The sequence below is a fragment of the Okeania sp. genome, assembly GCF_035285525.1.
Classification (GTDB): domain Bacteria; phylum Cyanobacteriota; class Cyanobacteriia; order Cyanobacteriales; family Microcoleaceae; genus Trichodesmium.
The window spans coordinates 65,193-75,994 of the sequence record NZ_JAYKGW010000128.1 but is presented as its reverse complement, the minus strand read 5'-3'; the positions used below and the strand labels follow the sequence as shown (position 1 = coordinate 75,994).

General features: G+C 35.0%; 11 protein-coding genes and 1 tRNA gene. 8 read left to right on the top strand and 4 right to left on the bottom strand.

Features of this window, described 5'->3' with window-relative positions:
- Both VKJ25_RS12265 and VKJ25_RS12260 read right to left on the bottom strand, forming a co-directional pair.
- On the bottom strand, positions 1-185 hold a 185-nt coding region (locus VKJ25_RS12265), incomplete at its 3' end, for a hypothetical protein (protein ID WP_324236912.1).
- A gap of 1,086 nt (positions 186-1,271) precedes the next feature.
- Entirely contained in the window at positions 1,272-1,781 is a 510-nt protein-coding gene (locus VKJ25_RS12260) for a pyroglutamyl-peptidase I family protein (RefSeq protein ID WP_324236911.1), read from the bottom strand.
- 432 nt (positions 1,782-2,213) lie between these two features.
- Between VKJ25_RS12260 and hisH the strand changes: the two genes are divergently transcribed.
- Complete coding sequence (hisH, locus tag VKJ25_RS12255; RefSeq protein ID WP_324236910.1) at positions 2,214-2,858, top strand: imidazole glycerol phosphate synthase subunit HisH; 645 nt, start codon at positions 2,214-2,216, stop codon at positions 2,856-2,858.
- A gap of 397 nt (positions 2,859-3,255) precedes the next feature.
- Positions 3,256-3,810 (top strand): 16S rRNA (guanine(966)-N(2))-methyltransferase RsmD, encoded by a 555-nt coding sequence (gene rsmD / locus VKJ25_RS12250; protein WP_324236909.1) that lies wholly within the window; start codon positions 3,256-3,258, stop codon positions 3,808-3,810.
- A gap of 2 nt (positions 3,811-3,812) precedes the next feature.
- Here rsmD and petG read toward each other — a convergent pair whose 3' ends face one another.
- On the bottom strand, positions 3,813-3,929 hold the full coding sequence (gene petG, locus VKJ25_RS12245; RefSeq protein WP_124147707.1) for a cytochrome b6-f complex subunit V: 117 nt from the start codon (positions 3,927-3,929) through the stop codon (positions 3,813-3,815).
- A 307-nt stretch (positions 3,930-4,236) separates the two neighbouring features.
- On the opposite strand from petG, the gene VKJ25_RS12240 reads away from it, so the two are divergent.
- The 5 genes from VKJ25_RS12240 (at position 4,237) to VKJ25_RS12220 (ending at position 9,072) form a co-directional block, all read left to right on the top strand.
- Complete coding sequence (locus tag VKJ25_RS12240) at positions 4,237-4,617, top strand: cytochrome c (protein WP_324236908.1); 381 nt, start codon at positions 4,237-4,239, stop codon at positions 4,615-4,617.
- A 59-nt stretch (positions 4,618-4,676) separates the two neighbouring features.
- Positions 4,677-4,749, top strand: a tRNA-Thr gene (locus VKJ25_RS12235).
- 742 nt (positions 4,750-5,491) lie between these two features.
- The gene (locus VKJ25_RS12230; protein WP_324236907.1) at positions 5,492-5,989 is read left to right on the top strand and encodes a pentapeptide repeat-containing protein; all 498 of its coding nucleotides are present in this window, start codon (positions 5,492-5,494) and stop codon (positions 5,987-5,989) included.
- A gap of 1,016 nt (positions 5,990-7,005) precedes the next feature.
- Positions 7,006-7,653 carry a histidine phosphatase family protein gene (locus tag VKJ25_RS12225; protein WP_324236906.1) on the top strand — a complete coding sequence of 216 codons (648 nt, stop codon included), beginning with the start codon at positions 7,006-7,008 and terminating at the stop codon, positions 7,651-7,653.
- 657 nt (positions 7,654-8,310) lie between these two features.
- Positions 8,311-9,072, top strand: coding sequence for a YebC/PmpR family DNA-binding transcriptional regulator (locus tag VKJ25_RS12220; protein WP_324236905.1), 762 nt, complete (start codon positions 8,311-8,313; stop codon positions 9,070-9,072).
- A 143-nt stretch (positions 9,073-9,215) separates the two neighbouring features.
- Here VKJ25_RS12220 and VKJ25_RS12215 read toward each other — a convergent pair whose 3' ends face one another.
- Positions 9,216-9,701 (bottom strand): acyl-CoA thioesterase, encoded by a 486-nt coding sequence (locus tag VKJ25_RS12215; protein ID WP_324236904.1) that lies wholly within the window; start codon positions 9,699-9,701, stop codon positions 9,216-9,218.
- 99 nt (positions 9,702-9,800) lie between these two features.
- On the opposite strand from VKJ25_RS12215, the gene VKJ25_RS12210 reads away from it, so the two are divergent.
- Entirely contained in the window at positions 9,801-10,646 is an 846-nt protein-coding gene (locus tag VKJ25_RS12210; RefSeq protein WP_324236903.1) for a universal stress protein, read from the top strand.
- The last annotated feature ends 156 nt before the right edge of the window (positions 10,647-10,802 follow it).

Sequence of the window (10,802 nt, the reverse complement as noted above, 5' to 3'; positions counted from 1 at the left end):
TCGTATAAACGTTGTTCATAACTTTCATTTTCTTTTCGCCAATAACTATATACTCTTTGGTTCAATAAACTACCATATAAGTTAGCAAAAGTTTGACAATATCTGGCAAAATAAGGATTGAAACTATTAATACGAACGTTTTGATAATCCCAATATAATGAGATAGATAGAGGTTGATTTTTCATCTTTTTTGTTCCGATAAATTTACAAAATAGCATCAGAACATTAGATATCTATCACCAATAGTGCTAATAATACATGACTCAAAAAACTCCCATTTTTTGATAAAAATTCCCCAAAAAATAGAAATCAACAGCGACAACTAATGTCACTACTGACTCACTAATAATATTGGGATATTTTTCTATAGAAAACTTCATAAAATGAGAATCACTCAAACTAGGTAAACACTATATTAAAGTGGCACTAGGTTGAGCTGATGTCTCATGGGTGGTAATGTCTATGTTCAGTTGTGTATCTTGATTTGAATTCACTTTTCAGTAAAACTAGATAATTAATTGCTAATTATTCAGTATTTTGAATTATCTATTTAGCAAAAATATATCTGTATATAAATCAAGATATAGAATCTATTTGGCAGTTACCTAAAAATAGGTGGAAAGATGAGGAGATAATAAGTATGGGTAGATTTTTCTGTATTTTTCCCTGTTCCATTCTTCGATCTCCTAACTGCTTTGCCAAAAAAATGGCATCTTGTTACCAATCTAAATGGATTCTATATAACTGAAGTTAATAACACTAAGCATTTATATTAGGATATTGGCAAACCTTCATAAATTTAATTAGTCAGAGATTACTTTTAACTTTTGACCTCTGTTTTGCCCGTAGTGTTATAACATTACCACCTCTGAGACAGCAGCCCACAAGATGGGTATAGATACTAATGTTCTATAATACTTCTCTGAATATAGCAAAGATATAAAATTTTTGTCAATGGTTCTCAGATTTATTTTTTTTACTAACTTTATCATCTACTTAAATTTAGGTTTAAATTAATTGATAAATAATTTTACTTACTAAATGAAAAGCGATCGCTCATCAAAATCTCACCACCAAATTAACTAAATACCGAAAATTTTTCACCTGATATTTTTGACAAAATATTGACAAAATCTGCCACAATTAAATCCTGATTAACTGCCGTTAATATAGGTACATTAACAAAAAAATTAGCGGACTAAAAATTATACTTAGTGAAAAGCGATCGCTCATCAAAATCGCACCACCAAATTAACTAAATCCCAAAAAGTTTAAGGAGATATTTTTGACAAAATATTGAGAAAATCTGCCACAATTAAATCCTGATTAACTGCCGTTAATATAGGTACATGAACAAAGATACATTTGGTTTTTAAACAACAATCATCAAGATACTTTAAAACCGAATAATATAAATCTTCACAAACAAATTTTCCAGCATCATTACTAATTTTTGTTCCATGTAAATCGACCACTAATTTTGACAAATCAACAGAAGTTTTCATAACCCTTTCTCCACTACAAGCCTGAGATTCTATAGTCAAAATGTCTCGTGCTTCTGCCATGCCACAACAGACTATTATATCTGGTTTAAATTTGTCTATTTGAGAAATCACAATTTCTGGAGCAACCACTGAATCAACAGGCAACTTTCTGATAAAACTTAGAGAATAATCAGTTAATTCTTGAGTAGATATCAAACCAAGTAAATCATCAGAAGAATTAGATGTTTGTTCAGTTTTCCAGGTATCAAAAGATGTAAATAAAATTTTAATTTTCATGCTTTAAAGAAGGAAAGAAAGTATATGAGTCTATAGATCGATACTTGTAAGTTATGGTCTTATACCAACGCTTAAAAGTCTTGTTATACTTGGAAGCTAGCAAAGTCACTTTCTTTGATAACCGAAGTTACCACTCTATCAAGCATTTGCTTGAACAAATAATATCTATAAGTATCAAATCCAAATATAGCAAAGTTTATGGTAATTGTATCTTTTTGCACAGTATTCCGCAGGAAAGAAAGCCATATTGGACTATAATATCAAAGTTACCTTCATTAATTGATAATTAATAATGAATCATTAGCTCTGGTTAAAACCAAGATAATTAAATATGAAGCTTTAAACTTCTGGGAATTAATTATCAATTATCCATTGGTAACTCATAGTTGAATACTTATAAATTACCAAATCCAAAATAAGGGAAATAAATTAATGCCAATCATTGCAATTATAGATTACGATATGGGTAACTTGCACTCCGTTTGTAAAGGCTTAGAAAAAGTAGGAGCAACCCCAAAAATTACAGATTCTACTATAGAAATAGATAAAGCTGATGCAATTATTTTACCAGGAGTAGGTTCCTTCGATCCAGCAGTACAACATTTAAGAATACGCAACTTAGAAACACCTATTAAACAAACTATTGCTTCCGGAAAACCATTTTTAGGAATATGTTTAGGCTTACAAATATTATTTGAAAGTAGCGAAGAAGGTCAAGAACCAGGTTTAGGAATAATTTCTGGAAAAGTACGTCGGTTTAAATCTGAACCCGATCTAACAATTCCACAAATGGGTTGGAATAAACTACAATTTACTCAACCAAAACATCCTTTATGGAGCGAAATAGGTTCTCAACCTTGGGTATATTTTGTTCATTCTTATTATGTCGATCCCACAGATTCTCAAGTTACATCAGCAACTGTTACTCATGGTAATCAAATTGTTACTGCAGCAGTTGCAAAAGATAACTTAATGGCAGTACAATTTCACCCAGAAAAATCTTCCACTATTGGATTACAAATTTTGTCAAATTTTGTTAGTAAAGTTATCCCTAAAAATTTCGCTTTGGCTAACTAAAATAACTCTGGAAAATCTCCAAATATTTCAAACTAATAAATTACAAAATGAGATGCTTAAAACTTAGAAAAATCAATTAGGACTTGCTGATTAAAATAAAAGTATTTATAGATAAAAACTTGAGTCTTTTTATAGTCGGAATAAAGTACAAGTTTTTAGGTGGTTAGGGTTGAAAAAATTAGGGTTTTACATTAAGTAGGACAGAAAAATTAAGAAACTATTTTTTCAACTAATTTATCTGTAACTTCCCACTTATCCTTACTCTTAACTACTCCCTACTCCCTACCCTAAAAAAAAGAAAAGACTTTTACGGTTCCCGATAAATCAGGAAACCCTAATTATTCATTATTCATTATTCATTATTCATTATTCATTAGTAAGCTACTCCCTCTCTCCTATGAACTTAAGAATATATGGAAACCGCCAATTAAAAACCTTACCAGGAATGACAACTCGTCCTACTTTAGCTAAAGTACGAGAAGCCGTCTTTAATATCTGGCAAAATAATATAGATGGATGTCGATGGCTAGATATATGCGCCGGTATAGGTTCAATGGGTGCAGAAGCTTTATGTAGAGGAGCATCCTTAGCGATCGCCATCGAAAAATATAACCCAGCTTGTGCTATAATACGCCAAAATTTGGAACTGGTGGCCAGCTCATCCCAGGAATTTCAGGTGTTGCAGGGAGATGTGTTAAAACGGTTAAAAGTGCTGGAAGGGCAGCAGTTTGATTTGATTTATTTTGATCCCCCTTATGCTAGTGACTTATATCAACCAGTCTTAGAGGCGATCGCTCAATATCAACTTCTTGCACCAACCAGCGAGATAGCAGTGGAACATAGTCCCGAAAGATGGCCAATTAAATCAATTCCCACTTTAGAAATATGTCGGGAGAAAGTCTATGGCAATACAGCTTTAACTTTCTTTTGTCCAAAAGAAGACAAAATATAGTTTTAGTCGATATTTAATTGGTTGCCTCGTCTATATTGTTGGTAGGCTGCAAAAAATAGTCCTGCCAAAGTTACGAGGATTAGACCTAGTACAATTCCGGAAAGTAATGGTTCTACCACGAAGCTAACTCCTTTAATTAAAATTTTTGTTTGTTATTTATTAATACTACTACTTATTTTGAAGCTGGAGTGACATCTTTAAAAATGGCCTTAAGCAAGAGTATAGATAGGGTAATGGGGAACAAGCCAACTCTATTTACTGTGTCAAAATTTATTTAATTTTAGCTCATGGGCAACGATAAGCCCTGTATATTTTTGTAAACTTTTAACTTTGCAGAAAAATCTTGCCCTAAGAGTATGAAAACTGTTAAGGTGTGTAAATTGATATTAAACTTTCTTGTAGATAGTTGTTGAGATATTAAAGATTTTGGATAACCAACTTGCTGACACTAAAAAAGAAACCCTACTACAGTGGATTAGCTTAGTTGGTCTTGCTGTTCTCTTAGCAATTCTATTTATAATTCTAGGACTTAATCAATTTCAGGTTTCTGATCCCTATACCAAAAATGTATTGTCCCTCCAGGGAGATTTAAGCAAAGGCCAAGCAATTTTTCTAATGAACTGTGCAGGTTGTCACGAATGGCCTACAGATAACCAAGTCGGGCCAAGTTTAGAAGGAGTTTCTCAACGTAAGTCGGATGTGGCAATTATTAACCAAGTAGTTAGTGGCCAAACACCACCTATGCCCCAATTTCAGCCCAATGAGCAAGAAATGGCCGATTTGTTAAGCTATTTAAAAGAAATTTGATTTAAAAGAAAAAAAAGGGTTGCCAAAATAGCTTTAGGTTTGCTATAGTTAAAAACGTTGCCGATGTAGCTCAGTTGGTAGAGCACTCGACTTGTAATCGAACGGTCAGGAGTTCGAGTCTCCTCATCGGCTTAATGATAATATTAGGACTTATATATTCAAGCAATAGAGTAAGTTTATTTTTTAGAGTCTCTGTATAGGTTTTGCTGATTAAATAGGTCTAGCTGAATAAATATAGAAGCATTTATAGATAAAGGTTTTAGGGTTTTTAGGTAGCAAAAAGTGTGAACTTTTAGGCTACTGAGGTATGGTTCCCGAAAAATCAAAAATTGATCATTTTTGGCTAACTATGATAGAAGAATCACTCTTACTCTTTTTCTCTTTTTCCGGCCAACTTCTCTATAACTCCTATCTCTCTTAACTCTTTACGGACGTTGGATAAGAGCGTCCCTACGACTCCCTTCCCTACTTCCTACTCCCTACCTTCACCAAAAGACTGAAGAAGCGCAAACCCTAAACCTCAAAGTATTAGTAAATAAAAACTTTGATTCTTTTTAGATGGGAAAGCGGAATGTAGGTTTTAGCTCTTGTCATCTCAAAATGGTAGAATTTTGACTCTGATGATCAGAAAATTTTGCCGTAGCAGATAGCCTAAACTGTTTCCTGTTCCCTTTCCCTTTTTCCTTGGTTCACTACCAGGCTTTTTCAGCAAGCCCTAAGTATTAATTTAAGGAATGTGTTAAGTTTTAATTTTAATGCCTGTGGATAACTAACAGTCAATAACATGGCTCTGAGTAGAAGCAGGAAGTAAAAATTAATTTATCACTTTGTGGCGTTTTTTCTATATCAGTTTTATTAATAAGTATTTATCCTAATGTTCAAAAAAATAATTTTAGTATTGGTTTTAATTTTGACAGTTGCAGGTTTTAGCCTAATTAATATCTATCCTGCTCAAGCAGAGGAAAATAATGTTAACTATACCCTCACAGACTTAAGCAATCGAGATTTTTCCTACCAAGATTTACATGGTACTTCCTTTGCTGGTGCAATCATGTGGGGTGCAAATTTTCAAGGTGCAAATTTGCAAAATACAATTCTGACAAAAGGAGACTTTTTGAGAGCTAACTTAAGAGGAGCAGATTTTACTCAGACATTTGCAGATAGAGTTAGCTTCGATCAAACTGACTTAACCAATGCTATTTTCACAGATGCCATGTTGATGAGTAGCACCTTCCGTAATGCAAAAGTGACAGGGGCTGATTTTTCTGAAGCAATGGTAGACCGCTATCAGACAAAATTAATGTGTGAAACAGCTTCCGGAAAGAATCCCATCACAGGTGTAGAAACTCGCCAAAGTTTAGGTTGTTATTAAATTTAATCTATTTTGTGAGACAAGATATTCAACAACTAGGGATTCCAGGAATGGCAATCAATCCTATATTAGGGCTTGCGCTTCTTTAAGTCTTTTGGCGAAGTTAGGAAGTAGGAAGTAGGAAGTAGGGAGTAGGGAGTAGGTAGAGACCCCCTTGTGCAATGTCCATAGAGAGTCAAGAGGAATAAGGAGTTGTAAAAGACATACTTGGAAAAATTATCCCTTGCCAACTCTGCCCAAATCTTACCCGAATACTCACTTAGGGAGCATTTGGGACGGAAAATTAGGTACTTTTTTCGACCTAAAAAAGGCTTAAGCTTTTATCTGTCAATGCTTCTATATTGAATCAGCAGAGCAATAATTAGGGTTTGCGCTTCTTTAGTCTCTTGTTCAACATAGGTATGGGGGCAATAGGTATGGGGGCAATGGTTGTAGGTGTTAATTTTTCTACATTTCTCCTAGGGCGTGTCATCAATTAAATAAGTTGACAAAAAGGCTGTTCTCTGTTATGTAAAAATGGCGCTCGCGGTTGGGTAGGTTCAGATACAGCGAGTGCATACCTGAAATTTTACGGTCGGTAGGGGCAGGTTTCTCTTTAGGGACGTTGCATGCAACTTCCCTACAATGAACGATTTTCAAAGTGAGTTAGATAAACCCGCCCCCCCAATGATGTAATGAACAGTTTTAGCTTTGTCAGTCCACTACTTTTGTTGATAAAGCTTCTAACATCTAATTGACCACACACCCTAGTTTGATGAGGAAAAATCTAGAGTGTTAAAGATTAATTTACAGGAGTTACGCAAAGGTAATATATGTAGAGTTAAAAAACTATTGCCTATGGGATTTTAACTACTATATCTAGGGTAACAGCGTAAGTCCTGATTTAGTAATTTTTTGACACTTTTTATTATCCAAAAAAACGTTGAACCAATATCAGTCAAAGTTTTGATATTTAATCACCAGACCAATAATTACTATAATATATTTGATGTGGCAATATGCATAAAGATGAATTTATGTTCCAACAAACAGTCTGGATAGCACGGCATGGAAACCGCATCGACTTTGTTAACCCTGAATGGTTTAATACTGCGGAAAGACCTTATGACCCCCATCTTTCAGATGATGGTATCCTTCAAGCACAACAACTAGCAAATCGTTTAATAGGAGAAAACATTACCCAGATTTTTGCATCTCCATTTCTGCGAACTGTACAAACTGCTAATGAAGTGGCAAAAGTTCTTGATTTATCTATTAAATTAGACTGGGATTTATGTGAATGGTTAAATCCAAAATGGATGTCTGCTATGCCAGAAACTTTATCTAGAGAAAATCTAGCCCAACATTATAGCAGAATTGACCTCTCTTACAAAAATGGTACTCCCCAATATCCCGAAAACTGGGAAGCTTGTATGAAGCGCACTGGAGAAGTTTCTCAGCGTTTAGCAGCAGAGTTCCCTACAGAAAATATTTTATTGATAGGACATGGTGCTTCAGTTATTGGGAGTGCTGCTGGATTAGTTGGTGAAGTTGCTCACCACGAAATTAAAGCTTCTCTTTGTTGTTTAGTCAAGATTATCCGGCAACAGGAACAATGGGTTATGGAATTAAATGGGGATACTTCTCATCTATATAATACAGAAACTAATGTCAGGTTTGTTTAGTTAGGAAGCGAGTATTTTCAGTTATCAGTTATCAGTTATCAGTTATATTAAATCCGGTAGTATCGGTGTAATTAGATAGTTAATCTAGGAGTCAGGACTCAGGTAGGGGAACCGTCGGATTGGCGACGTAAATGAAGGAGTCAGGAAGAAAGAGAATTTAGAAACATTTGCTCTTGGATGAAGATGAAAATTTTTTTTATACTGAATTAAGCGGATTTGATATTATCAGTTATAGTCATTCCGAATAAGAATGGAACACTTTTTCAGCGAAAACCCTTTCACAGCAAGAAAACCTTGTCCCAATCTAAATCAGAATGACTATATCAGTTATCAGTACCGACTACTTAATTAAGAGGTAAGAAAATTTTATATTTTCTTTGTAATAGTTACCAAACTTTTAAAGCCTAAAGTATTTAGCAATCCTATTTGAGTCGTGTATAAAATTCAAAAGCTCTTAGGGAACAGAGAACGCTTAAAAGTTAACAGGTAGAGGTTTCAGTTTTTTTATTTACTTTTTGATTTGTCATAACCTCTCAACGGATTGCTATATTGCTATATAACAATTTAATAACTATTTTGCAGATTTACAGATTTTTTTAGCTGTAAGTAGTTATTAAGATTCCTCAAATAAGAATATATTTTTTTAATTTTAATTAAATGGCAGGACATAGTAAGTGGGCAAATATTAAACGCCAGAAAGCAAGAGTCGATTCTGTAAAAGGAAAAGTTTTTGCGAAAATATCTCGACAAATTATTGTTGCGGCTCGTAATGGAGCTGACCCTGCTGGTAATTTTCAGTTACGCACCGCTATTGAAAAGGCCAAGGCAGCAAGTATTCCCAATGATAATATTGAGCGGGCGATCGCTAAGGGTTCGGGTCAGTTAAATGATGGTAGTCAACTGGAGGAAATTCGTTATGAGGGTTATGGTGCGGGTGGTATAGCAGTTTTAATTGAGGCATTAACAGATAATCGTAACCGTACAGCAGCAGACCTGAGAAGGGCATTTACAAAAAATGGTGGTAACTTGGGTGAGACTGGTTGTGTGAGTTGGATGTTTGACCATAAAGGTGTGGTGACTATTACAGGGACTTATGATGAGGATGAGTTATTGGAAGCGTCTGTGGAAGGAGAAGCGGAATATTATGAAGTAATTTCGGAAGATGATTTTCAAGGTGCGGAGGTGTTTACAGAAACTACTAACTTAGAAAATTTAAGTCAGGTATTACAGGAAAAAGGTTTTGATGTGAGTGGGCTAGAGTTTCGGTGGATTTCTAGTAATACGGTTGAGGTGAGCGATCCGGAACAGGGGCGATCGCTACTTAAGTTAATGGATGCTCTTGATGATCTCGATGATGTGCAGAATGTCACCGCTAATTTTGATATAACAAATGAAATTTTGGATACTCTGGTGAGTTAGAAGGAAGAAGGAAACTCCTAATTTGTAAAGGGTTTGGATATCAAACCCCTACGGGGGAGTGAATTATAATGTAAACTGCTGTAAAAGTTTTCTTCCTCCTTCTTTCTTCGTTCTTCCTTCTTTCTTCGTTCTTCCTTCTTTCTTTACGTCGAAAGCTTAGTCAAAATTGCTTCTATTGGTGGAGGTAAACGACGCATAATCTTACCTTTCTTCAGGTCAACAGTTACTAATATCACCTTAGCAGTAACATATAATTCTTGACCATCCAAAGATTTAATTTGGTAATCCCACTCTAACCTAACCCCTTCAGTATTGACCATGCGAGTTTTGACCACAACTACCATCCCCAACTTCACGGGTTTATGGTAGCGTACTGAAAGTTCGACTACTGGTAAATCACAACCAAGATTCACTAACTCAGCAAATTCAACACCAATAGAACGTAACATTTCAACTCGTGCTTCCTCCATCCAGGAAATATAAGTTCCATGCCAAACAACACCTGCATAGTCTGTATGATGGGGATGAGCGCGAACTACATATTCAAACCAGATTTCCGGTTTTTGAATAGATTGACCTTCAATTGCACTTGTAGGTAACTTAGGTATAAATTCTTCTGATGAGGCCACTTTACAAAAATGAATAAAACTCTACATTTTTCAATTTTACCACTGCCACAAAAGATTTATCATAGTTTAAAAGTTATTATAATCTGATAATTTTAAGATATGATTAATAAAGTTTTGGTGGCAATTGCTGGTCGGGGATTATGTGAACAGATGCTAAATATGTTGATGGACATTCCCTATTTTCAACAAGCATCTGTAACTGTATTGCACGTTGTACAGCCTCAAGCTAGTGCAGAAGCTATGTCAGCCAAATTAGAAGAAGGTGGAAAGTTTCTAGCTGAAGCTGTTAAGTCTCTAAAAGTAGCTCCGGAAAAAATTAATTCTCGACTCAAACAAGGAGACCCGAAAGATATTGTTTGTCAAGTAGCTGATGAAGAAGAATCTGACTTAATTATTATGGGTTCACGGGGGTTAGGCAAACTGCAAGCTATTTTGGAAAATTCGGTTAGTCAATATGTTTTCCAGTTAACTTCCCATCCAATGTTACTGGTAAAAGATGATGTCTATGTCAAAAAAATCAGGCGTGTTATGGTTGCCCTAGACTCATCAGAAGAAGGGAAAAATTCTCTAAATATGGGCATTTCTATGGTGAGTCAATGTCCTGGGGCAGAATTAATTTTAACTCATTTGACAAATAATGGTAGTGGAAAATCGAGTCAGGATTATACTACTGATGCTGAAAAAGACCCTGTTATAGCTGAAGCTTTAGCAGAAGCGAAAAAAAAGGGTATTACAAAATATCGCTGTGTGAGTGGGAGTGGTAAACCTGGACCAGAAATTTGTAAGATATCCCAGGAATTAAATGTAGATTTATTAATCTTAGGTTCGCCGGATCGCCGTCCCTCGGTTGCTAAGAGTCTTGTAGATTTGGATCAACTATTGGGAAATTCTTTATCAGATTATGTAAGGGTTTATGCAAATTGTCCTGTATTATTAGTGCGCTAGAAAGTGCTACAGGCAAACTTATATAACTGAAAACAAGTCGAAATTGCTGTAATTTCGGGGTTAGTGGGACAGAAGGGGTTAGTGGGACAGAAAATGAAGTCTGGAAGTATGTAATTTTAGTAAGACAACCTTCCAGGTTGTTACAGCCTAGAAGGC

Coding starts and splice junctions, on each gene's coding strand:
- VKJ25_RS12230 (WP_324236907.1), top strand. CDS start 5,492: ATGTTCAAAAAAATAATTTTAGTATTGGTTTTAATTTTGACAGTTGCA.
- rsmD (WP_324236909.1), top strand. CDS start 3,256: ATGAACTTAAGAATATATGGAAACCGCCAATTAAAAACCTTACCAGGA.
- VKJ25_RS12210 (WP_324236903.1), top strand. CDS start 9,801: ATGATTAATAAAGTTTTGGTGGCAATTGCTGGTCGGGGATTATGTGAA.
- VKJ25_RS12225 (WP_324236906.1), top strand. CDS start 7,006: ATGTTCCAACAAACAGTCTGGATAGCACGGCATGGAAACCGCATCGAC.
- hisH (WP_324236910.1), top strand. CDS start 2,214: ATGCCAATCATTGCAATTATAGATTACGATATGGGTAACTTGCACTCC.
- VKJ25_RS12260 (WP_324236911.1), bottom strand. CDS start 1,781: ATGAAAATTAAAATTTTATTTACATCTTTTGATACCTGGAAAACTGAA.
- VKJ25_RS12220 (WP_324236905.1), top strand. CDS start 8,311: ATGGCAGGACATAGTAAGTGGGCAAATATTAAACGCCAGAAAGCAAGA.